Consider the following 20,881-nt stretch of genomic DNA (forward strand, 5'->3'; position numbering starts at 1 on the left):
ATTTAATCTGCTGGCGCACTAATTTAGTACAAAAAAATCCCGGACGTGGGTCCGGGATTTCCATCTTTTCCATTCTGATTGCAGATATCAGCGGCAATCGTCGATGTAGCGGCGACCATACTGGTCTCGGTAATAGCATTGGCCGGGCTGCTCTGCGACCCTGCCTATCAACGCACCCGAAACGCCACCGATCGCCGCACCGACCGCCGCGCCGCGCACATTGCCGGTGACTGCGCCGCCGATGATGGCGCCCGACGCCGCGCCGATACCGGCACCTTGTTGTGTGGGCGTGCAGCTTGCGATCGAAAGGCCGACCAATGCGAGTACGAGGATTTTTTTCATCTCTTCTCTCCGAGGTTTTTTGGCGCCCCAGTGGGCGGATGTCGTCCCTAACCTGTTTTTTGTCAGGCTAGCCCGGAAACTATGTCGCAAGAAAGGCTTGTCCACTACCGCGGAGCTTTTTTCGTAAGGCGCGGGTTTCTTTCCACGATTAAAAGCGGATTTTCCGCCGGAATTGACGTCGATCAATTTCCCCGATCACGGCTCGCATATTTTTTATCTGGAATCATTCAAAAGTCGGCGCCTTTTGCCGCAGTTGATGTTAAATCAGAGACGTAAGGGTTGACGTCCGGTTGTCGTCTCAGCAAGAAACAGCCGTACGAACTGGAGCATATGATGGATTTCGAAGCGTTTTTCAAAAACGAGCTGGATGGGCTTCACACTGAAGGCCGTTACCGCGTTTTTGCCGATCTGGAACGCCATCGCGGTAACTTTCCGCGTGCGACGCGCCACACGGCGAACGGCGAACAGGAAGTGACCGTCTGGTGCTCCAACGATTATCTCGGGATGGGCCAGCACCCCAAGGTGATCGAGGCGATGAAGGAGGCCATCGATCACTGTGGCGCGGGTGCGGGAGGCACCCGGAATATCTCTGGCACCAACCACTACCATGTTCTGCTCGAGCAGGAGCTCGCCGATCTGCACGGCAAGGAAGCCGCGCTGACTTTCACGTCAGGCTATGTTTCCAACTGGGCAGCGCTTGGCACGCTCGGTGCCAGGATCCCTGGCCTCATCATTTTCTCCGATGCTTTCAACCATGCCTCGATGATTGAGGGTATTCGCTACGCCAAGTGCGAGAAGGTCATCTGGAAGCACAATGACGTGGCCGACCTCGAGGCCAAGCTGGCCGCTGCCGATCCTAAGGCGCCGAAGCTCATCGCCTTCGAATCCGTCTATTCGATGGACGGGGATATCGCTCCAATCAAGGAAATCTGCGATCTTGCCGACAAGTATGGCGCCATGACTTATCTCGATGAAGTGCATGCCGTCGGCATGTACGGTCCGCGCGGTGGCGGCATTGCCGAGCGTGAAGGCCTGATGGACCGCGTCACCGTCATCGAAGGCACGCTTGCCAAGGGTTTTGGCGTCATGGGCGGTTACATCGCAGCTTCCGCGGCGCTCTGCGATTTCATCCGCTCTTTTGCATCGGGCTTCATCTTCACGACGTCGCTGCCGCCGGCCCTCGCTGCCGGCTCGGTCGCGTCGATCCGGCATCTCAAGGCGAGCCCCTTCGAGCGGGCTCGTCATCAAGACCGCGTGCGAAAGTTGCGCACGCTGCTTGACCAGCAGGGTATTCCGCATATGCCCAACCCGAGCCATATCGTACCGGTCATGGTCGGCGATGCCTCGAAATGCAAGTGGATCTCAGATCTGCTGCTCGACAATTGCGGCGTCTATGTGCAGCCGATCAATTACCCGACGGTACCGAAGAAAACCGAGCGCCTGCGCATCACGCCGACGCCGCTGCATTCGGATGCCGATATCGAGCATCTCGTCGGCGCGCTGCATTCGCTCTGGTCGCGCTGCGCGCTTGCCCGTCACGTCGCCTGAAGTCACGTCGCCTGATTTTTCAGGAAAATTTCTTTATCGGATGAGCCCGGCAGCCCGCTGCCGGGCTTCCTTATCTGCGGCGAAGACATCGTCCATCGTCGCGGCCGCCGGCAGATCAATGAGATCGTCCATCACTTTCTCAGTAATCTCGGCCATGGCGAGGAAGGGCAGGCGGCCCTCGATAAAGGCTTCGAGCGCGACTTCCTTGGCGCCGTTGAGCACCGCGCCCTGCACGCCGCCGCGCGTCATGGCCAGCCGGGCAAGCCGCAAAGCTGGGAAACGTTTTTCATCGGGCGCCTCGAAATCCAGCCGCGCGAGCTTGGCGAAATCCAGCCGCTCGATCGGCAGGTTCGCCCGGCGCGGGTGGGAAAGGGCATAGCCGATTGCGGTGCGCATATCCGGTGCGCCGAGCTGGGCCAGCACGGAGCCATCCGTATAGCCGACCATCGAATGGATGACCGATTGCGGATGGACAATCACCTCCACCTGCTCGGGGCGCAGGCCGAAAAGGTGCTTCGCCTCGATCATCTCCAGCGCCTTGTTGAACAGCGACGCACTATCGATGGAAATCTTCAGGCCCATCGACCACCTCGGATGGGCGCGTGCGGTTTCCACCGTGACATCGGCCATTTCCTCCAGCGAGGATGTGCGGAACGGACCGCCCGATGCCGTCAGAATGATACGTTCAACGGCATGGCGCTGGTTTTCCTCCAGCACCTGAAAGATCGCATTGTGTTCGCTGTCGACTGGCAAGAGCTTGCCGCCGCCTTTTTTCACCGACTCGATGAAAAGATCGCCTGCCGAAACGAGACATTCCTTGTTGGCGAGCGCGATATCGGCACCGCGGCGCGCCGCGGCAAGCGTAGGAGCAAGACCAGCCGTGCCGACGATAGCTGCCATCACCCAGTCGGCCTCGCAGTCTGCTGCCTCCATCATGCCGGATTTGCCGGCAGCGACCGCGATGCCGCTGCCCGACAGTTCGCTCTTCAGTGATTCGTAATGGCGGTCATCGGCGATGACGGCAAGGCGCGCGCCTGATGATCTTGCTTGCTGCGCCAGCAATTCGACATTGCCGTTGCCGGTCAGGACGGAGATTTCGAAATTTTCTCGGCCGCCCAGATGATCGACGACATTGAGCGTATTTTGGCCAATCGAGCCGGTCGAACCGAAGATACTAAGGCGCCGAGGCGCAATCATGCTCGTCATCATAGTCGATTTCGCAAGAAATTGCATATCCGGCATCGGCTCTACAGGGGATCGAAAGTGGCAGCAAGTGTGCGATGCAGCAAATTTCAACTCCAGAGGGGTTTACATAGCTTCGCCACGGTGTGATCCTGATAACATTCCTCACGGGGATGATCATTTGCTGAGGCCGGTTACGGTCGAAAGGCAAATCCGCTGGGCGCTGATGCGTCCAACGAGCAACCGGCAATTTGCGTCACCGGCCGCGGGCCATACCAAATCGAAGACGGAACCGGGATTGCGTGCATGCGCCGTCCTTCATTGCGTTCGACGCGAGCGCTTCCACGTCCGCTCTGCGCTTGTCGGTGCGCGATCGATGTGCAAGCTCAAACGGTGCGATATTATGACGAAAATAAAGATCGCTTGCTTTGTTTTTGCCCTTCTGTCTCTGGCCAATCCGGTATTTGCAGATGATCTGGTGATCTGGTCGCCGGTGAAGGTGTCCGCCCGTTCCTACAAAACGACGGTCGGGTTCCGCCTGCCGATGGAATGGGAGACGAGCGCCGGCGCAGATCTCGCGCTGGCCTCGAACAAGAACGGGGCACCTCTGCCGGATTCCGGCCAGGCGATGCTCTGGGGCAAGCTGCAGAAGGTTAGCGTTACGCCGGCCAGCCGTGCGCAGCAGGATGTGACGCTGCAGGTCGACACGTTGCGCGGCAGCGGTGCGCTTATGCTTAGCCGCTCGCGCAGTTGGATACTCTCCGACTCGCTCGACATGCAGACGACACGTACGGTAAGCCTCGGTTACAACGCGGTCGATGCGCGGCAGGCGACGGTATCGGCTTCGCAGGCGGTCAAGTTGATTTATCCGTGGACCGGCACATCTATCTCTGCCGGCAGCAGCATCAGTGATACCAATGCCGATTTTTCCAGCACCGTTGGCGTCAACCAGAATATCCTGCCTAATCTCGGACTGAGCGCGTCCGTGTCCGATCCGCTTTCGACCGGGCGGACGGGAAATGTCAATTTGAATTATCAGCTTCACTGGTAAGCGAAACCAAAGCCCGTCAGACGCGTTTCTACCACCAGCAAGGAGGACAGAACGATGGTCTTCAAGGAACAAACATTTCATGGTCATCAGCCAGAAGCTGAGGCCGAATATGCCAATCGCGCCACGTTGGAAGCTGCGGTTGCAAATGCGCTGGCTGTCGCCGGTGGTATAGATGCCGCCGATGTCGAGGTTACGGCCGAAGGCGACGAGATCGTTTTGAGCGGCAGTGTCGGTACAGTCGATGAAATCGAGCGGGCAACTGTCATCGCCAGAGCAGTTGAAGGCGTGCACACGGTTCGAAATCGCATTTTGCTTGCGGGTTCGATGAGCAACGTTCGGCATTAGCCATTAAACAAACATTCGACTTCTCGTATTCAGTATAACGGTATCGGCTCCGTCGATGTCGGGGTTGCAGATCGGTCCTTATGAGGCAGACGGCGCATTTGTCTTTCGACGCTCAATCGCCACTGATGGTCTGGCGAAAAGCGCGCCCATTCCATTGCTGTAACCCTCCGATGGACCTGCGCATCCGGCTCCCCACCTACGCAAGAGGCTTCAAGCCATGGCTCAGCTGATCAGCCGAAGCGCTCGGTCAGGAAATCGGCAGGGGCTTTTTCACCGACAAGCCGATCGGTCTTCGGCGTCGCGACCGAGCCATGAGGCTGGTAGCTGATGGCTAGCAGCAGGCTACCGGCGATTGCACAGCCAATTGCAAGCAGGGTCATTCGAATACGCATGACGGGCACTCCTGTTTTTCCGTTAAAACGCGGGGGAAATTCCGAAGTTCCTCGTGCTTCAGAACAGCAAACCCTGGCTGGTCTCCAGCCAGGGTTTTCATGCCTTAGCGGCAGACACGGGTCTTTTCGATCACGATATGGCCGTGCCTATGGAAGCGTTCCATGCGGGTAAAACAATCATGCGAAACACGGCGCGGCGGCAGGTGGCGGCGGTAGTAAGGACGTTCCATCACGCGGTGATATCCGTATCCGTCGTTGTCGGTTGTGATGGTTACACTGGCAGCCTGGGTAGGAAGAGCACCTGCGAGAATGGTAGCCGCAACACATGCGGAAGCGATGACGATATTCTTCATGACTAGCCTCTCTTTCTAAGTTGGTCGGGAGATGAACTCGAACGAAGCGCAGTCAGTTCAATCACATAGCGTTACCAATTATGTCGATGGCAACCTTTGCCCGCCCGAAATCGTTCTCGTGTCGAAGAAGCCGGAGACATCGTCATGGGACAAATCGGAAGGGCCGTCACACTGGCCGTCGCACTTGCCGGCGGCACGCTTTTCTCGCAGGCGCCGGAATTCGCCCAGCAATATCGCCAGCGCATCGGTGGGGCAATCGATGAGCTCAAAATCATCGTCGACGACTTCACGAAACAGGCGGCCCACCATCATCTCGATCGTCAGCAAGCACTCGAGGTCTATGCCCGTTCTACCGACGACTTCCTGCGCGATCGCGGCCTTTCGATGCGCGGTACGCTGGAGCGCTATGAGCGTCTCGTCACCCAGCAATCGGATCTAGGCAGCGCGACGCCGGTCGCCAAGCCCCTCATTCTCATGGGCAGCGCTGATGAAGGGATACTTGCCAATACATGGCGTGACTTCGTGCCCGGGGTCCCCGTAAGCTTCGCCGGCCTCGTCTGGGCAGCGATCGGCTTCTGTGGCGGGTGGATCGTCGCGGCGCTGTTTGGGAAGGGCGTAAAGCACGCGGCCCGATGGCAACCTGCTTATCGGTAAGAGGCTCTCGCGCGGAACTATCGCGCAGTTTCTTCCGAAGTCACCGGCGGCTTGTGAGGAGGAAGGAGATGGATTTTCTCGGCTTTAGCGTTCAACCAGTCAAAGCCTCGGAAATAGCCCTCATCTCCATTCGTTCGCTTCAAAATCTCTTTTCGGTATGGCTCCAAGATCTGATAGCACTTCTGAGTGCTACTTGCGTAACTTGGAATGAACATCTGCCGGAGCGCGAAGCGTCTTTGAAGCAGCAATCCGGCGATATCGTAGCTGGCCGCAACATCTCTTGCCGCAGCCCAATCATCCCATTCCATTCTTCAAATGACTTGTCGGCTAAATCGAGGATGACGCGCGTTCCAGCTGCTTGAATCCTTGGTTCCTGCAAGAGCTTAACGAGCTCCAGGTTGCCGGCTGTTTTCACTTGATTATAGGCGAAGCGAGCCGCCGCAATTGCCACGACAAAAAGGGCCACTTGTGAAAGAAAGTAGGCCGCTTCCAGGTAATCTCGTGATCCTTTGATAATCTCCAGCATGGCTTTTTATAGGCTCTCAGTTGATTTTGCGGCAAAGATCAACCGCGGCGAATCGGCCTGGCGCGGATTCTGTTCATCATCGCAGCTGCGCGCCAGAATTTTTCTCTGTGTCGCATGGATATCGCCGATATTGCAGGGAATCACCGGGAAATGCAGGCAACCTGACTGCAACTTTAATGCGATGCTGGGGCAGATGTTCTCGGCTAGGCGCTTGAAATCAATGGTGATCCCGGCGCGATTCGAACGCGCGACCCCCAGATTAGGAATGTGGGGGAGACCATTGAAACAATTGGCTTGGCGTTCCTCAACAAGGCGTTTCCCGGTGATCGGCCGGGGAACGTCATGGATCAACGAGGAACATCGAAATGAACGATCTTACCAGGCCGATTATCGGCATCGAGAACCGCACCGCGCAGGAGGTTTTCGACATTATGGTCAGTCGCATCAACTCGACCGCCACCCCACCGCCCTCATCACATGTGCGGGGGATCATCGAAGCTGCCGAACGCTTAGCTAATGCAGTTGATGATATGGCGAATGCTGCAAATATGGGCATGTGCGATGAAGCTATCGCTCAGGTACGGGAAGCCATTGCCGCATATCGCGAGAATGGCGGTGACGCATGAAGCTGATGCACGGCGACTGCCTCGACCGTATGCACGAAATCGCAGACCGGAGCGTCGATATGGTGCTCTGTGATCTGCCCTATGAGACGACGCGCAACGAATGGGACTTCGAAGTTCACCTCCCGGCGCTCTGGGCTCACTACAAGCGGATATGCAAGGGCGCGATCGTCCTTACGGCCCAGACACCATTCGACAAGACGCTTGGCGCATCAAACTTGCGAATGCTGCGCTACGAATGGATATGGGAAAAGGGCAATGCTACCGGCCACCTGAACGCCAAAAAGATGCCGATGAAGGCGCACGAGAACATTCTCGTGTTCTACGATCGCTTACCTACATACAACCCACAAAAGACGTTCGGACACGTCCGCAAGACGGCGCTGCGCGAGGTAAACGCTAAGCAGAGCAGTAATTATGGGCGCGTCGAAAGCAAGACGCCATACGACTCGACCGAACGCTATCCGCGCAGCGTCCTTTTCTTCTCGAGCGACAAGCAGCGATCGAAACTCCACCCGACGCAAAAGCCGGTCGACCTGATGGAATATCTCATCCGGACATACACCAATCCCGGCGACGTGGTGCTTGATAACTGCATGGGAAGCGGCACGACAGGCGTTGCATGCCTGAAAACGGGCCGCGAGTTTATCGGCATCGAAAAAGACCTCGGATATTTCGCAACCGCGCAGCAGCGCTTGGCTGCGGAGAGTGAGGCGGCATGAAGATCAGGCCAATCTTCGCTTGGTACGACCTGTGGGTTGGTGCGTTTTACGATCGCGCCAAGCGCCGCCTGTATGTGTTCCCGGTCCCGATGTTCGGCTTTTACGTTGAACGCCGGACCCCCGCACCCATTGAGGGGGAGGTGGGGAGCGACTGACCTCTTGTAGGACTTCCGGCGATCGTCATAGAACGATGGCCGATGACCCCACGCCAACAACTCCTAGCTCTTGCCGCGCTTGAGGCACGGCGCAAAGCCGAGATCAAAAGAATCGAGAGAGAGGAGAAAGAGGCCTCAAGCCGTGTGGCGGACAACCAGCGCAACACAGGCGACATCGACAGTAGGGAATGATGTCGATGCGTGGGTGTTGCGGAACCGGACCTTGACCGTATCGTTCGCCGTAACCACAACGCCCATGATGCCGATGTTCGCCGGCAGCACCGCGGCCAGGTTGAACAGCACATTATCGCCCACCAGCGCGCCCGGAATGGTAATGGTGCCGTCAGCTTCTGCACCAGCCGCAAGAGTCGGGATCGTGATGTTGTTCTGATAGCGCAGGTAATTTGTGATCTTGGCGCCAGTCGGTCGAAGCTGGGCGCCAGTAATCTTCTTATCCGGGGTGGCAGTGTCCGACGTATCGCGCACATAGAGCAGATCGTTGTCGGCGAGCGCATCGATTGCGGGGAGGTTGGTGACGTTGGTCATTGGTCTTTCCTCAGTTTATGCGGAGCCAATGCCGCAAAGCCGACACCGCACCATCGCTCGCCCATGTGACGACAGCGCCGACAGTGAGCCCGGCGAAGGCAATCAGCCCTGAGATGCCGTAGCCGATGGTCTTCATCCGCTTCCACTCTTCAAGAGCCGGCTGAGTGGCAGCATGATTTTTGTCCACGGTCTCCTTCAGGGCTTTTATCTCCTCGCGAAGAGTTGCATCGACTCCGCTGCTTATTTCCACCACCTTGTCGAGAAGGTTGATCTGCCTCATCTGCTCATCGAGCCGTCTGTGGATCACGGCGCGGCTATCGTGGGCATTTTCCTTCTCTTCTTGAAAGTCTTCTCGTATTCGCCTCACGCCCTCTTCAACACGTCCGAGCGCACGCATGATGTCGTCATTGGATGTGGGTACCATCGTTCTTCAATTCTGCCTTGCGTTCGGCGCTTGCCTTGGTCTGAAGATCGCACTGACTTGGGGAGAGTAGGCCGACCGAGCATGAGCCTGCGACGGATCTATCGATGTTGCGCTGATCCTGCAGGGTCTTTCCTTGGGTGCCAGGTAGGCTATTCACCACCACCGACAGTTCCCGCGAGTTGACAGGCGCTCTTTCGGAAGTCCCACATGCCGCCAGCGCGATCGCAGGTATCGTAATTGACAACGCCCTTATTAACGCGAACACGGAATCGAGCATTTTCCTTCTCCTGCTTTGCGCGCTCGCTGCTGGCGCCGATATCTCGCTGGTGCTCAGACCACGCGAAATAAAGACCAGCGATAATCATCACGCCGACCGCGCTAACGATGAGCTTTTCAACAAGACCGAACTGCATCATGCCGGCGCCTGTGCGGACGTGGGCGCCGTCGGTAGGTCGAGCACGTCGGCTCGCCTGTTCCGTTTGCGGGTGGCGTACCAGCGCCATGCGGCGCCAGCTCCGAGCAGGCCGAGAGATGCGAGCGTGAGGTAAAGAAGCGCGTTGTCGACAAACTGATTGCCCGCGAACTGAGCGAGCTGATCCTTGGCGTAAGCGATCGAGCCGGTGACACCGCCACCAGATACGCCGGCACCGCTGGAAATGTCGGCGAGCGCCATTACTGGCGCGGGCTTGGCGTCAGAGATGAATGCCTTGGCATCGCCGCCGGCCACATAGGCGATATCAGGCCCGACCGAGCCGCGAGCCCATGCCTGCCCGACAGCGAGCACGCCGGCAACGCGAGCCATCCAGCCCTTGCCGAATGTGCTGAAGGTCTTCAGAGCCTTGAGGAATGCTTTGCGCCGCTCGATGATGGCAGCAATCAGCGCGTCATCGTCGTTGACACTGGCGGCCGCCAGAAGCGTGCCCTGCCCAATCACGCCATCGATTGCACCCTGATAAAGCCCCATGCCCTGAAGAGCGCGCTGGAGCCACTTCACCGACTGCGAAACTCCGGAATTCACCGAGCCGTCGAACACGACATAGGAGACGCCAGAGCGCAGCTTGTCGCACTTGGCCTGCTCCCAATACCGCTTGCGGTAGATCGCCTGCAGCTCGTTGTCGCGGATGAGTTGGACAGATTGGGGTTCGAGATTGATCGACTGCCGGTACTCATCGTAGACGCGCTGCGTGACGCCCTTCATGGTGGCGCCGCCGGGGTCTTTGGGATGATTACTGAAACCACCCTCATGCACGAGAACCTTCTGAAGGGATCGCTGGAATTCGTCTACCATCGCTTGATCATCCGGCCGTAAGAGATGGCCGAATATCAGCGCTGCAACCATGCGCCGCAAAGCACTGGCAGGAGATGGTCAGCTAGATTGCTTTAGACCGATCTGGAATTCATATTGATGGTTCCGGCCGTCTCGCGCGACATCGTACCAGCCGAGGTAAAGCTTGATGTAGAAGCTGCCGAACAGCGGCACGTCGCGCTTGATGCAAAAGAACTTCTGCCGGCGGCTGTTCTTGAAAAGGAACCACTGCCGGCCCTTCTCGACGCTCATCTGCAAGGTGACCAAGCCATCGGTGGACATGCCCAGGACTTCAGCCTGCCAACCGTGCGCGGGATTGCGGCAGATCCAGCAGGTTCTTTGCCACCAGAGCCGCCAGCCTTTCAATCCATCCTTGTATCCCGCCACGTTCTGGGCAATGCCGCCGTCAAGGTCAGCATCCGTGGTCGAGAACCACTGCAGGAAGCCGGGAAGCTTCGGGCCCGTGAGCAGAGATAATGCCGCGAGCAATGGCGACAGGACGAACGCCAGCAGCACGAGAACGATGTTCGGGAGCCAGTAGGCAATATATCGCGTGATCATAGCTGCGCTGCCGCCTCAAAGAATGCATCGATCTGCTGGGGCGTGAACCCCATGGCAGCGAAACCGGTCTGCATCATCGGGCTGTCTTTGACGAAGGTGCCAGAATACTCATAGGCAATCTGGACATCGCGCGCCTGCAACGCCACCCAGCCGTTCACCTTGTCGAGCAGCCCCTGCTTGAGGAGCTGAAGCTTGAACTGGCGGGAGGAGACGGATTCGACCTTGGGTGTCGGATGCAAGAATGCCTGCACTTCTGCATCATCTTCCGGCAGAGCTTGAAGATCCATGTCAGGCTGAGGTGCCCAGTAAACCTCGCTAATCTTCCCCTCGCTGTTCGTCTTCACATAAACGGTGGTCATGCCCAAAGCCTCTTGCACTGGTAGTCAATCCAGCCGTTGAAGTTGAAGGTTAGGAGGAAGGAGCCCACAGCATCAGTGTACCGTGCGATCTGCCCTGAGGAATTGCATCTCACCGGCCCGTAGGAGGTGAAGGCCTTGTCCGCGCCGTCACTGCCCATGCGAGTGCCAACCATTATCGATTTGTACCCATCTATTGTGGACCCGAAGACGGAGAACCCCTGTGCCGGTCCTGCTGATGCGGTAACATCGGGGGAGCCACCAGCATTGCTAACGGTGAGCTGGAGTGAAATCAGCATATCCACAGAGAAGTTATTGAGGATGCTGCTCACCACTGTCAGTGCTGGCCCAGAGGCGAAAGCTCCGCCGCCATTCGATTGGGTCAAGAAGCTGCCTCCGACGAGATTTACCTTGTTTCCCTCTTGTGAAAACTGGATGATCTGGCCGGAGCTGTTCGTGCAGATGATGCCAACCCGGCCGCCGCTAAAGACTTCCCACCCCGTTAGGTTCGTCATGTTGACGCCGCCGGCCGTAGTAGACAGCGAGGCGACAACATCAAAGGCCCCGTCACTCAGTCGCCGAACGGCGTAAAGGAAATAGGGCTTTGATGCCTGAACGACTCCGGTGTCGAGGATGCCATTGCCCACACCGAAGACCGCGCCAAAGCTACGCGTTATCGGGGCGACAAGCTGGCATCGCTTGCCATTGAGGACGCCATAGCCTGCCGATATGGAGATCTGCGACGTAGAGACGTAGCCCGGAACAAGACCAACGAACCAGTCAAGTGAGGCAAGCTGGGCCGTCACTTCATCCAGCGCGGCATCGACATCGGTTGAGCCGTAGCCGATCATCGCAGCCGTATAGTCTGTGTTCCCGGGCACCACAGCGCCGACGCGGCCATTGAAGGATGACACCCCTGCAACACCGCTGCTGACTGCATCGAGCGCGACCTGCGCCCAGTGGTAGGCCGAGAATAAGCCAGGCTCAACAGCGACGTTCTGTGGGTTGGTAGCCCACTTCTCTGCGAGATCGGCGAACGCTTGAGCGATCTCTGCATTAGCCTGGGCGTTGCCGATATCGGACGCTGTGAAGACGCCCCCCTCTTGGCCGAGGGGAGCCTTGTGGGATCGCACAACGTCTCGAGCTGTTTCCTGCAATTCAGCCTCGACGGTATCGAGCGCGAGGTTCTGGTCTTTTGTCGGGAGCGGCGCGCCATCATTGAAGCGGCTGATGCGGCGAGGCGCGCGCTTGCCGTAGACGACGACAGTCCCAACAAGGCCGGATGCGAAAACGGCTTTTGCGTTGATCGAGACGCCATTGATATAGGTGGCAGTCACCACAAAATCGGTGCGCGGCTGCCCGTCGTGGAGCACCGCAATATCCGCATTGTCGAAAATGGGAAAGCCGGCCGCAAACTCTGTCGTTGGCGAGACCGGAGTGTAGGTGCTGGTGCGCAGATCGGGCGTTGTCGTGGACATGGCGGGAGAGTGCCGTTGCCAGCACGCCCCCGCAAAGCACTCACCGGCCGCCTACAGCCCGCCCCAGATCCGGCGCCCGCGTCGGCAACGCATCGCCTGGCGCCCACCAGAAGGTTTGCCCAAACTCGCGCTTCATGCGCCGTGCATAGCGGTCGAAAGACTGCCGGTAATTCGGATCGATCATCGCCTGGATGTTATCAAAGATGAGGCGATCGGTTGCTGCCTTCGTGTACCAGAGCGATGAGCCGGGAACCCACGCCTTGATATGCTGGGCAAGCGTTTTTCCGTTCACATCCTTGTTGCCCGCAAGCCACTGCGCCACATCGCCTGTCGCGGAAATGATCTCGCCCGGCCCCGGCCCGGTCAGGTATTGGGTGATGCCGTCGCCGCCGCGTGTAACCGAGGAATTGACGAAATCGCCGAGCATGCCGCCGCCGCCACCACGGATGAAAGCCTCAGTCCAGAATCGCGGATCATCCATCGGATTAGGATCGCGGCCGGCGATGAGAGATTGAGCCTGCATGGTCGCAGCGCCGGCAAGCGTCATGGTGAGCAGGAGTTGCGTGGTGCGGTAAGCACGATTTGCCATGCTCCCCTGTGTCAGAACGCGCATCAGGTGCGTCATCATGTAGGTCATGGGGAAGGACTTGAACTGTGTGGCCGATCGCACCGCCTCGCCCAGGATCGTGCCGCGCTGAAGGCCGCCGGTCATTGCCCCGCGGATTCGCGCATCGGGCTCGACCACCGCGAAATGCCGCTCATCGATGATGGCAGACATCAGCCGGTCAGCAAGCCGCTGATCTTCGACGGCATTCACGTCGAAGAAGCGGGCGCCCTCTGCCTCGATCTGTGGCGCGACCCTCAGCTTGTCCCAGTCTTCAGGCGTGAAGCCGTAGCGATCGAGGAACCCCTTGAACATCGGATCGAGCTTCTCGAACGTATTGTCAGCCTGGCGGGCGATGGCACCCATGAACTCCATCGAGAACGCCCGCTTGAGCCCTTCCGTCCACACATTGATGCCGGTGACGCGCATGAGACCATCGGCGATGCGGCCGGTGACACCCTGCCCGATCACCTCATCATCGAAGCGCTTCGTACCAATGGCGGTATCGAGCACCGTGGCGGCGGTGAGGTTGAGCTGCCGCGCCAGTTCCTCAGCGCCGTGCCGGTTGGTGGTCAGGTCCGTGACGAGGCGCGCGAGCACGTTCGCAGCCGGGATGCCGTTATAGTTCGAGGCTAGAATTGCCGTCATGGAGTCGCCGGGCAACGCCGAGATGGTGGCCGAGCCGAGGCGGGCCGCTGTCTGGATGTTGCGAATGCCGCCGCCGATGCCTGCCAGCAGTTCGGATTGAGCAACGCCGAGCCGGCCGGAGAGCGCATCGAATGTCCGCTGCACCGCGGCCGGGCTATTCATCGTGATGCGGTTGGCAATCTTCTGTCCGACGCTCTTGGCGGCATCATCCTCCCGCGCGAGCTGCAGCAGCTTGTCGAAGTTCTGCGCATAGTTCGGGCCGAGCACTTCGGTGAAGGCGATCTCTTTCGCCATGCCCTGGATATGGCCCATCAGGGTATTGAAGAGGCCACCCGAGCCGACGCCGTATTTCTGCATCAGCCGCTTATAGGTGTCGGGATTCTCGAAGCGGAAGACGCGGAGCTGGTTGGAGAAGCCGCCCGCCCCAGTGCCCTGCCCCTTGCCGAGCGTGATATCCTTGAAGGCATTCTGGATAATGCCGGGCACCGCAGCTTTCGGAGCCTCGCCATGTGCGCCGGCATCCATGACCTTCAGGTTGCCGCCCTCATATTCCCGCATCAGGTCATTGAGGAATTCGCGCTCGCCAGCCTTCTTGACCTGCGTGGCGTCCCAGCTTTGCGGCAGGCGCCAGTCTTCGAGAATGGACAGCGGCTTGCCCTCACGCTTCACACGCTCGACGGCATATTTGGCCGTATCGGAAAATGCCTGTGCGGCTGCCTTGGCATCAGCATCGCCAGTATCGACACCATAGATCTCGTCAACCACATTCCAGATGGATTCCGTGTCCTGCCGAAGACCGGCCATCGTGGACCGGTATTTGTCCATCGTGCCATTCATGATGCCGAGCAGCTTCTTGGTGACGGCTTCAGCATGGCTTTCGACGTTGATGGCATCGCCAGTGGTCGCGCCGCCTTCCCAATTATCGCGCACCAGCGCCGACATAAGGCCCGTCGCCTTGCCTTGCGGGTGCAGCTCCATGCGGTTCGCGATCTCGGCCTGCCGGATCGCCTGCTTGGCGGCCATCAGCTTTCGCTCTTGTGCGGCCTGCATCATCACGCGGGCAGCTTCGAGCGCGCTGGCCGCTTCTGCTGACGCCGGTCCCATGTTCGGATAGAGCCGGCCCTGCAAGCCCTCATGCAGCGCAAGGGCATCATCTGCCTGCTTCTGGGTGATGCGCTTCGCCGTGACCAGGCGCGTGAGGCAGTTCTGTATGCTCATTCCGCAGCACTCCCGATGGTGCAGGCTTCAATTTCCTTGCCGGCGGCAATCTCCTCGTCAGCCTCGCGCAGAATGTCGGCAAGGTCCCGCTCGCCTTGGCCGTCGCCAAGATCGATCATAATTGGCGTTGAGGACGGCGGTCGCGCTGCGTTTTCCGTCGGCTCCCCGCTAGACTCGAACTGGTCGAACTTTGATCTGATTTGATCTTTGTCGAAAACAACATAGATGTCATCGACCGGGCCGCCATCGACGGTGTTTTTCAGGATCACGCCATCATGCCCTGACTCCTTCGCCCGCGAGATGATTGATGCGTAGGTTTCCGATCTATAGGATTCACCGCCGAAATCGTATTCAAACGGGTTCTTCATCCGCAACATGACGTTATGAATGTTGTTGCCGGCTTGCAAATACTCGGCGGCATCAGAATGCGCCTTGTCCCAAAGCTTGGCGGACTCATCGGCATAATGCTCATAGGCATCGTCATCACCACGAGCACCTGCCTCTTGAGCTAGATCATTCATTTTCTGCGCGTCTCTGATGGTCTTGCGGACAGACGAAGGGAGCTTCTGGGCGTCTTCTGGTGCAAGGTCATGGAGATCGTCATAAATCACCAGCTCGCCATCACTCAGATATGAATTAGCCGTCGCTGGATTTTTCGCGAAAAAGAACCCCATTTTTGCCGATGGTACCCCGGTATTCCCGCCTAGTTTAAGCGGGTCGAACTCATTGAAGACGGCATTCGTGCCGTGGAAACCCTCAATGGTGAACCCCTGCTCTTTAGCCCGAGCTAGTCGCTTCCTCTCGGCAACGGATAATTCTTCTCGATCGGCAATCAGCCGCTCTGCATCCATGATGGAAGCCTCAGCCGTTTGCGGATCGGCGGCCAGCTTGTCGGCAGCCTCTGGCGTCAGGCGCTCCTCAGCCACACGCAGCAGATCATTGCGGCCGACACGCTCCAGCGACGACTTGAGGATATCCGGAGCTTCGAGAGCATCACCGAACAGACGCGGGCCGGCGTCGTTCTTGATGGCCTCGTCGGCGAAATCCTTGAGGAAGGCACCGAGCCGAGCGCGGCCGACGGGGCGTTTCATCGCCTCATCCGTAAACATCGCGCGGGCCATGATCTTCGCCAGTTCGCCCGGGCCACCGAACATTTCGGCCTGATTGACCAGATCGGAGACGGTGCGCCCCTCATCGCGGGCACGCATAACCAGCGACACGGCATCGAGCAGATCCTGCGTGACATCCATGCCGGCCGGAATTTCACCACGAGCGACGGCATCACGCATCTTCGCCCATGAGCCGGAAGCATCGGCGAGCGCCCCACCGATGGCCTTGATGTTGTTGTCGGTGTCTTCGAGGGTGCGGCCGAGTAGCGTTGGCTCGCCATAGGCCCGGCCCATCAGGGCGGCGGTCACACGGCGCTCGCCCTCCTGCGACAGGAATCCATCCTTGTCGATGAGAGAACCCTGCTCCGCGCGCGGAAGCTTCGACATGAAATCGCGGGTGAACGCAGCATTGCCGGCAGCGCGGACATCACCGCTTTCCAGCCGATCGAGCATCGGGCCATCGATGAGGCGACCATCCGCAATAGCCTGCTCTGCGGCGCCCATCTTCATCGCCGTGGAGCGATTGGCTGCCGTGACAAATGCAACCCGGTCTTCCAGATCGGTGACACGGCGGGCGATCAGCACCGGGTTCTGCATGCCCTCAATGTCGAAATTCTGGGCGCGCAAGAAATTGCGGTAGGACTGCGCTTGTGGGCCGTCCTGCTGATAGGCGCGGCGCAGGGCCAGGACTCGGCCATTGCCGGACTCCACCAGACCATCAGGACCGACGACAGGAGCGCCCGAACCGGCATCATTGGAGAAGCCCAGCCGCTCGGGCTGTAGGTTCGAGGCAATGCCCGCGATCTGATCCTGCGACAGCGCCCGGGTGCGATCGCGCGGCTGAAGTTCCTGCGGGAAATCAGGATTGATGGAGAGGTCATCTCGGTTCGAAGTGACGAGGCTCGACGCATCGACCACCTCATAGCGAACGCCCACCGAGCGGCCGTCGGCATCATAGACCCGGCCTGGCCGCACGTTCTGCTGCACGAAAACTTCTGGCGGAAGCTCTACAGGCCGACCATTGATAATATCATCGAGCGACTTCTGCAGCGCGGCGCGGTGTGCATTGTCGCCCGGCATGGATTTCTCGAACCGGCTGTCAGGCACGGCAGCTTCGCGCATGACAACATTGGCGGTATCGCGGACATGCGACGGCCATTCGCCCGTGCGGGCGCGATGCCAGATGTTCGCCAGGCTTTTGAACCCGGCACCCAGCACCGCGCCGCCGGCCGCCGCAGCCGCAACCTCACCCAATGCATCATCAACGCTGAACGTCGGATCAAGCCTGCTCTTGCGGTCGAAGGTAGCACCCTGCACCGCAGCCTCCGATCCGGCATTGACAGCGGCCTCTACCAGAGCCGTACGCAGGATGCCGGCAGAGGCAGAAGCACCGAAGCCAGAGGAAAGCAGGTTGATCGGATCGGTAATCGCGCCGCCAATGGTGCCAAGAATGCCGCCGGCCGTAGAACCTATCCCCGTCGATCGCCGTGCCAGATCCTCAGACCTATTGCGGGCGGCAAGGCCAAGATCATCCGCATTTTTCTGGAAATCCTCAGGACTTGGGAATGTAAGCTTGCTGTCGGGGTTTTGCTCTTTCCACTGATTGAAGATCTTTTCGGCTTCATCTTTCCGACTGGCAATCACGCTGTCGATCCAGCCAGGCAAACGCTGGCCGGACGCTTGATAGAACTGATTCTGGAAATCGGTCTGTGCCTGCAGCGCATTGCGATGCTCGGCATTCGAGTTCGAGAAATCCTGCATCGCATTGAAGTCGGCTTTCATTCGCTCGACAAAACCGGGATCAACGCCCTCGAAAGGATGCGCCGCGGCGGCCTGCAATGCGCCGTCAATGTCTTTCTGCTCAACAAGGAATCCCATCAACGCCCCCTCAGATCGAGCACGAACGCCGATGGCGCGCGGTAATTCCCAGGCGATGGCTGGCGCATGACATATGTGGGCGCATCGGTGGAACCGAACTCCAGCACATAGCGACCGTCAGCGATCGCGCGCAGCCGGCCCTCATTGCGGAGATCGCTGGCCTTAACCGGCTGACCGGTGGATGTGATGGCGCCCTGCAGATCGGCATCCGTCAGCGCCGAAAGGGTCTGATCGAAATCATCCTGCGACATGCCGTAGCGCGGAGCTATGGTGTAGCCGCCATTCATCTCCAGAATACCGCCCGTCACTTCCTTGATGGCCTGCTCCATGCGGGTGTCGTTCAGCTCGCCCGACGTATCGCCAACCTGATTGGAGAGATCGGCATAACGCGCTGTCGCAGCATCGAGCAGCGTCTGACGCGCTCCCTCGATGTTCGGAGCGAAGGCTTTCGGCGGCAGAAGGTCATCGATCGCCTGGGTGTTGCTGTCGGTCTTCTTTGGCGCAAGGAGTGGATTGGCCTTGAGAAGCTGCTGACCGCGCAGAACGCCTTCAGCCGCTTCCGGATTGTCCGTAACCAACGCTCCAGCAGCGGCAGCCGCGGGGGCTTGCCCAGACGAATAGAGGCCGTTCAGCGTGGCCTTGAAGGTCTCCGGGCTCAGGTTCGATGCCATGGAGCCAAGCAGCTTTACCGCATCCTGCGGCGTCGAGTTGGTCAGCGCGCGTGCGACCTGTCCCTGCATTTCCGGCCTCAATGCTGAAATGTTGCCGACCATATTGCGGGAAGCCAGAACATCGACCGAGTTTTGCAGGCTCTGGAATGTGCCCGCCCAGGAATCTGGATTGGCGAGGTCGAGCGCGGGCGGTGGTGTCACCATCCCCTTGCGTGCTGCGTATCCAATCGGATCATCCTTCAGCGCCTGGGCCTGCGCCTTCTGGGCATCCTGCAAGCCGGTGAGGATTTGCTGCTGGGCAAGCGTGGCACCGTCAGCTGCATCAGCCTGCAATGACGTGATCAGGCTCTCGACCTCGGCCGGAGCAGCATTGCCAATCGCCTGAACCGCGCTCTGGCTACTGAAGTAATCCGAGACCTCTTTCTTGAAGTCCTGGTCATCGACAATGGCGAGCTGGCGCGACAGCAGGTTGAGATCGGAGACGGCTGGCGTCATGCCCTTGTCGAACCCGGCCTTGATGGCCCTGAAAATGTCTTTGGCGTCTGAGGTCATCTCCTGCCGGTATTCCTTGACCACTTCAGGATCGACCGTCGGGCTGGTGACACCAGCGCCGCCCATCTTCTTGTCGGCCCATGCAACGAGATCGGAAACGGTTTTGCCCTGAAGGAAGGAGTTTGCGTTGACCGCATCCTGGCCGATGATCGAGGCAACGGATGCATTCGGATCTGCCTTGAGCACCTGCGCCGCGCCGCGTGGGCCGAGGAAATGCGCTAGGTAGACATTCCCGTCTGTCGTCGCGATTCCCTGATTGCGCAGAAAATCAGCGTTCTCCTGAGCGTAACGACCTGTCATCTCTCTGGAGAGATCACCGTTGTTTTTGAGGGCAATGATATCCTGCGCCGACTTTCCGGCCGCAACATCGGGCCGGTACTTCTTGACCATCGAAAGCCAGGTGGAATCGATGAACTGCCCAGCACCCCCAGCAGATGACGTGGGGTTCTGGGCATTGTCGTTGCCGCCACTTTCGACATGCACGATCTTGTCGACAATGCCGCCGCCGACACTCCCGCCTTTGAGGGCATTTTCAGCCATGGCAACCTGCTGATCGTTTGGCGCCAATCGAAATGACTGAACCGCTCTCGCGTTAGCCCGAGCGTCGTAAAGATCCATTGCGCCGGAAAGATCACCATTGGCTGCCAATTCGCGCGCAGTGGTGTCAATCTCGTCGCTGTCTATTCCTACTCCTTCCTTGAGAAGCCCTTTGAGCTTGGTGCTTCTATCCTGTACCGGCTTGAGGTTCGCCTTTGTCTGGGCGATGAAACCATTGATGCGCTCGTTGGCGAGACCGGCATACTGACGGCGCTCGGCTGGTGTCAGCGATATGCTCGCATCTGTCGTGATGGCATTGGCAAGTTGGCGAGCCTTTGCCAAACCACCCGGCGAGTTAAGGGCGCTATCGACCTGACCGAGCATGGACTCCGACATATGCCGGCCCTCCATGCGCTTCAGGGCAATGTCGGCCTCCTGCTGCCCAACCGTGAAATCGGGATTGTCCGCGAGCTGCTGATAGAGCGTGCGGATCTGCGCCTGCTTTTCTCGGTAAGCCGCTGTGTTGACGCCCCCAGCACGCGCCAGCGCTGAACCGTCATCATCGAGCAACTGAATCTGAGCCTTGATATTCCCCTCAGATTCCTTGAGATCAGCCACGCGCTTCTGTTCAGAAACGCCCAATCGATATCGCGGCCCTTCGGAATCGAATAGAGTTTCAACAGCGCCGCGATAGTCCTCTGGCACTGCCTTCAGCGTCTCATCCTTAAAGGCTTTGAACGAGGAATCGAAGGAGTCGATATTCCCTTTGGAATCGTTGGAAAGGGTCGTAAGCCTTGTTCTGAGATCACCAGAAAGGCGAGCCATATACCCCTGTTGCACGGCACTGTTATAGGCGCGTCCGGAAGCAGACAGGTTCGATCGCGTGTCCACCTTCAGGTTGCCGTCGGCATCACGATAGACGCCATCCTGCCCCTGTATCGAGGCATCGGCTACGGCCTTCTTCTGGAAGACCTCAGCAAAGCCGCCGAGGCCGTCGGCGATCTGCTTATATGGGTTGGCGATATCGGCGGGGGTCACCGACGACTGAGGATTCCGGGTGATTGCCCCGCGGGACTGAATTTCAGGAAGACGCGCCATAG

General features: G+C 58.8%; 22 protein-coding genes. 6 read left to right on the forward strand and 16 right to left on the reverse strand.

Annotated features, from left to right (window positions below):
• Positions 1 to 87: 87 nt before the first annotated feature.
• Entirely contained in the window at positions 88 to 342 is a 255-nt protein-coding gene (locus tag FHT78_RS26395; protein ID WP_183749516.1) for a YMGG-like glycine zipper-containing protein, read from the reverse strand.
• A 333-nt stretch (positions 343 to 675) separates the two neighbouring features.
• Between FHT78_RS26395 and hemA the strand changes: the two genes are divergently transcribed.
• Positions 676 to 1,890: a 5-aminolevulinate synthase gene (gene hemA / locus FHT78_RS26400; protein WP_183749657.1), complete on the forward strand. Its 1,215-nt coding sequence runs from the start codon at positions 676 to 678 to the stop codon at positions 1,888 to 1,890.
• A gap of 33 nt (positions 1,891 to 1,923) precedes the next feature.
• Here hemA and dxr read toward each other — a convergent pair whose 3' ends face one another.
• Positions 1,924 to 3,099: a 1-deoxy-D-xylulose-5-phosphate reductoisomerase gene (gene dxr / locus FHT78_RS26405; protein WP_183749517.1), complete on the reverse strand. Its 1,176-nt coding sequence runs from the start codon at positions 3,097 to 3,099 to the stop codon at positions 1,924 to 1,926.
• A 349-nt stretch (positions 3,100 to 3,448) separates the two neighbouring features.
• Here dxr and FHT78_RS26410 point away from each other — a divergent pair, with 349 nt between their 5' ends.
• Both FHT78_RS26410 and FHT78_RS26415 read left to right on the forward strand, forming a co-directional pair.
• The gene (locus FHT78_RS26410) at positions 3,449 to 4,123 is read left to right on the forward strand and encodes a hypothetical protein (RefSeq protein ID WP_246715428.1); all 675 of its coding nucleotides are present in this window, start codon (positions 3,449 to 3,451) and stop codon (positions 4,121 to 4,123) included.
• 54 nt (positions 4,124 to 4,177) lie between these two features.
• A complete protein-coding gene (locus FHT78_RS26415; RefSeq protein WP_183749518.1) occupies positions 4,178 to 4,468 on the forward strand; it encodes a BON domain-containing protein in 291 nt (96 codons plus the stop codon).
• A gap of 230 nt (positions 4,469 to 4,698) precedes the next feature.
• Here FHT78_RS26415 and FHT78_RS26420 read toward each other — a convergent pair whose 3' ends face one another.
• Both FHT78_RS26420 and FHT78_RS26425 read right to left on the reverse strand, forming a co-directional pair.
• Positions 4,699 to 4,860, reverse strand: coding sequence for a hypothetical protein (locus tag FHT78_RS26420; protein ID WP_183749519.1), 162 nt, complete (start codon positions 4,858 to 4,860; stop codon positions 4,699 to 4,701).
• 104 nt (positions 4,861 to 4,964) lie between these two features.
• The gene (locus tag FHT78_RS26425) at positions 4,965 to 5,213 is read right to left on the reverse strand and encodes a hypothetical protein (RefSeq protein ID WP_183749520.1); all 249 of its coding nucleotides are present in this window, start codon (positions 5,211 to 5,213) and stop codon (positions 4,965 to 4,967) included.
• Between the two features lie 144 nt (positions 5,214 to 5,357).
• Here FHT78_RS26425 and FHT78_RS26430 point away from each other — a divergent pair, with 144 nt between their 5' ends.
• The gene (locus FHT78_RS26430) at positions 5,358 to 5,867 is read left to right on the forward strand and encodes a DUF2937 family protein (protein WP_183749521.1); all 510 of its coding nucleotides are present in this window, start codon (positions 5,358 to 5,360) and stop codon (positions 5,865 to 5,867) included.
• A gap of 139 nt (positions 5,868 to 6,006) precedes the next feature.
• Here FHT78_RS26430 and FHT78_RS26435 read toward each other — a convergent pair whose 3' ends face one another.
• Both FHT78_RS26435 and FHT78_RS26440 read right to left on the reverse strand, forming a co-directional pair.
• A complete protein-coding gene (locus FHT78_RS26435) occupies positions 6,007 to 6,393 on the reverse strand; it encodes a hypothetical protein (RefSeq protein WP_183749522.1) in 387 nt (128 codons plus the stop codon).
• Between the two features lie 6 nt (positions 6,394 to 6,399).
• On the reverse strand, positions 6,400 to 6,744 hold the full coding sequence (locus FHT78_RS26440) for a hypothetical protein (RefSeq protein WP_183749523.1): 345 nt from the start codon (positions 6,742 to 6,744) through the stop codon (positions 6,400 to 6,402).
• A 14-nt stretch (positions 6,745 to 6,758) separates the two neighbouring features.
• Here FHT78_RS26440 and FHT78_RS26445 point away from each other — a divergent pair, with 14 nt between their 5' ends.
• Positions 6,759 to 7,019, forward strand: coding sequence for a hypothetical protein (locus FHT78_RS26445; protein ID WP_183749524.1), 261 nt, complete (start codon positions 6,759 to 6,761; stop codon positions 7,017 to 7,019).
• Entirely contained in the window at positions 7,016 to 7,738 is a 723-nt protein-coding gene (locus tag FHT78_RS26450) for a site-specific DNA-methyltransferase (protein ID WP_210289944.1), read from the forward strand. Before FHT78_RS26445 ends, FHT78_RS26450 begins: the two co-directional genes overlap by 4 nt.
• Before the next feature lie 290 nt (positions 7,739 to 8,028).
• On the opposite strand, the gene FHT78_RS26455 is transcribed toward FHT78_RS26450, so the two are convergent.
• From FHT78_RS26455 to FHT78_RS26500, 10 genes are all read right to left on the reverse strand, one after another.
• Positions 8,029 to 8,439 carry a hypothetical protein gene (locus FHT78_RS26455; protein ID WP_183749525.1) on the reverse strand — a complete coding sequence of 137 codons (411 nt, stop codon included), beginning with the start codon at positions 8,437 to 8,439 and terminating at the stop codon, positions 8,029 to 8,031.
• A gap of 10 nt (positions 8,440 to 8,449) precedes the next feature.
• Positions 8,450 to 8,863 carry a DUF1515 domain-containing protein gene (locus FHT78_RS26460; protein WP_183749526.1) on the reverse strand — a complete coding sequence of 138 codons (414 nt, stop codon included), beginning with the start codon at positions 8,861 to 8,863 and terminating at the stop codon, positions 8,450 to 8,452.
• A 149-nt stretch (positions 8,864 to 9,012) separates the two neighbouring features.
• Positions 9,013 to 9,279 carry a hypothetical protein gene (locus FHT78_RS26465; RefSeq protein ID WP_183749527.1) on the reverse strand — a complete coding sequence of 89 codons (267 nt, stop codon included), beginning with the start codon at positions 9,277 to 9,279 and terminating at the stop codon, positions 9,013 to 9,015.
• Positions 9,276 to 10,151, reverse strand: coding sequence for a glycoside hydrolase family 108 protein (locus FHT78_RS26470; RefSeq protein ID WP_183749528.1), 876 nt, complete (start codon positions 10,149 to 10,151; stop codon positions 9,276 to 9,278). Before FHT78_RS26470 ends, FHT78_RS26465 begins: the two co-directional genes overlap by 4 nt.
• Before the next feature lie 78 nt (positions 10,152 to 10,229).
• Entirely contained in the window at positions 10,230 to 10,685 is a 456-nt protein-coding gene (locus FHT78_RS26475) for a hypothetical protein (RefSeq protein WP_348644766.1), read from the reverse strand.
• A 41-nt stretch (positions 10,686 to 10,726) separates the two neighbouring features.
• Positions 10,727 to 11,089: a hypothetical protein gene (locus tag FHT78_RS26480; protein WP_183749530.1), complete on the reverse strand. Its 363-nt coding sequence runs from the start codon at positions 11,087 to 11,089 to the stop codon at positions 10,727 to 10,729.
• Entirely contained in the window at positions 11,086 to 12,564 is a 1,479-nt protein-coding gene (locus tag FHT78_RS26485; RefSeq protein WP_183749531.1) for a hypothetical protein, read from the reverse strand. The genes FHT78_RS26480 and FHT78_RS26485 overlap by 4 nt, the downstream gene beginning before the upstream one ends.
• Before the next feature lie 40 nt (positions 12,565 to 12,604).
• A complete protein-coding gene (locus FHT78_RS26490; RefSeq protein WP_183749532.1) occupies positions 12,605 to 15,034 on the reverse strand; it encodes a hypothetical protein in 2,430 nt (809 codons plus the stop codon).
• Complete coding sequence (locus FHT78_RS26495) at positions 15,031 to 18,021, reverse strand: hypothetical protein (protein WP_183749533.1); 2,991 nt, start codon at positions 18,019 to 18,021, stop codon at positions 15,031 to 15,033. Before FHT78_RS26495 ends, FHT78_RS26490 begins: the two co-directional genes overlap by 4 nt.
• On the reverse strand, positions 18,021 to 20,879 hold the full coding sequence (locus FHT78_RS26500; RefSeq protein ID WP_183749534.1) for a hypothetical protein: 2,859 nt from the start codon (positions 20,877 to 20,879) through the stop codon (positions 18,021 to 18,023). The genes FHT78_RS26495 and FHT78_RS26500 overlap by 1 nt, the downstream gene beginning before the upstream one ends.
• Between the last annotated feature and the right edge of the window lie 2 nt (positions 20,880 to 20,881).

This window comes from Rhizobium sp. BK196 (assembly GCF_014193255.1).
Classification (GTDB): domain Bacteria; phylum Pseudomonadota; class Alphaproteobacteria; order Rhizobiales; family Rhizobiaceae; genus Rhizobium.

Excerpts from the sequence above, each read along its gene's own strand:
- FHT78_RS26395 (WP_183749516.1), bottom strand. The coding sequence starts at position 342 with ATGAAAAAAATCCTCGTACTCGCATTGGTCGGCCTTTCGATCGCAAGC.
- hemA (WP_183749657.1), top strand. The coding sequence starts at position 676 with ATGGATTTCGAAGCGTTTTTCAAAAACGAGCTGGATGGGCTTCACACT.
- dxr (WP_183749517.1), bottom strand. The coding sequence starts at position 3,099 with ATGATGACGAGCATGATTGCGCCTCGGCGCCTTAGTATCTTCGGTTCG.
- FHT78_RS26410 (WP_246715428.1), top strand. The coding sequence starts at position 3,449 with ATGTGCAAGCTCAAACGGTGCGATATTATGACGAAAATAAAGATCGCT.
- FHT78_RS26415 (WP_183749518.1), top strand. The coding sequence starts at position 4,178 with ATGGTCTTCAAGGAACAAACATTTCATGGTCATCAGCCAGAAGCTGAG.
- FHT78_RS26420 (WP_183749519.1), bottom strand. The coding sequence starts at position 4,860 with ATGCGTATTCGAATGACCCTGCTTGCAATTGGCTGTGCAATCGCCGGT.
- FHT78_RS26425 (WP_183749520.1), bottom strand. The coding sequence starts at position 5,213 with ATGAAGAATATCGTCATCGCTTCCGCATGTGTTGCGGCTACCATTCTC.
- FHT78_RS26430 (WP_183749521.1), top strand. The coding sequence starts at position 5,358 with ATGGGACAAATCGGAAGGGCCGTCACACTGGCCGTCGCACTTGCCGGC.
- FHT78_RS26435 (WP_183749522.1), bottom strand. The coding sequence starts at position 6,393 with ATGCTGGAGATTATCAAAGGATCACGAGATTACCTGGAAGCGGCCTAC.
- FHT78_RS26445 (WP_183749524.1), top strand. The coding sequence starts at position 6,759 with ATGAACGATCTTACCAGGCCGATTATCGGCATCGAGAACCGCACCGCG.
- FHT78_RS26450 (WP_210289944.1), top strand. The coding sequence starts at position 7,016 with ATGAAGCTGATGCACGGCGACTGCCTCGACCGTATGCACGAAATCGCA.
- FHT78_RS26455 (WP_183749525.1), bottom strand. The coding sequence starts at position 8,439 with ATGACCAACGTCACCAACCTCCCCGCAATCGATGCGCTCGCCGACAAC.
- FHT78_RS26460 (WP_183749526.1), bottom strand. The coding sequence starts at position 8,863 with ATGGTACCCACATCCAATGACGACATCATGCGTGCGCTCGGACGTGTT.
- FHT78_RS26465 (WP_183749527.1), bottom strand. The coding sequence starts at position 9,279 with ATGATGCAGTTCGGTCTTGTTGAAAAGCTCATCGTTAGCGCGGTCGGC.
- FHT78_RS26470 (WP_183749528.1), bottom strand. The coding sequence starts at position 10,151 with ATGGTAGACGAATTCCAGCGATCCCTTCAGAAGGTTCTCGTGCATGAG.
- FHT78_RS26480 (WP_183749530.1), bottom strand. The coding sequence starts at position 11,089 with ATGACCACCGTTTATGTGAAGACGAACAGCGAGGGGAAGATTAGCGAG.
- FHT78_RS26485 (WP_183749531.1), bottom strand. The coding sequence starts at position 12,564 with ATGTCCACGACAACGCCCGATCTGCGCACCAGCACCTACACTCCGGTC.
- FHT78_RS26490 (WP_183749532.1), bottom strand. The coding sequence starts at position 15,034 with ATGAGCATACAGAACTGCCTCACGCGCCTGGTCACGGCGAAGCGCATC.
- FHT78_RS26495 (WP_183749533.1), bottom strand. The coding sequence starts at position 18,021 with ATGGGATTCCTTGTTGAGCAGAAAGACATTGACGGCGCATTGCAGGCC.
- FHT78_RS26500 (WP_183749534.1), bottom strand. The coding sequence starts at position 20,879 with ATGGCGCGTCTTCCTGAAATTCAGTCCCGCGGGGCAATCACCCGGAAT.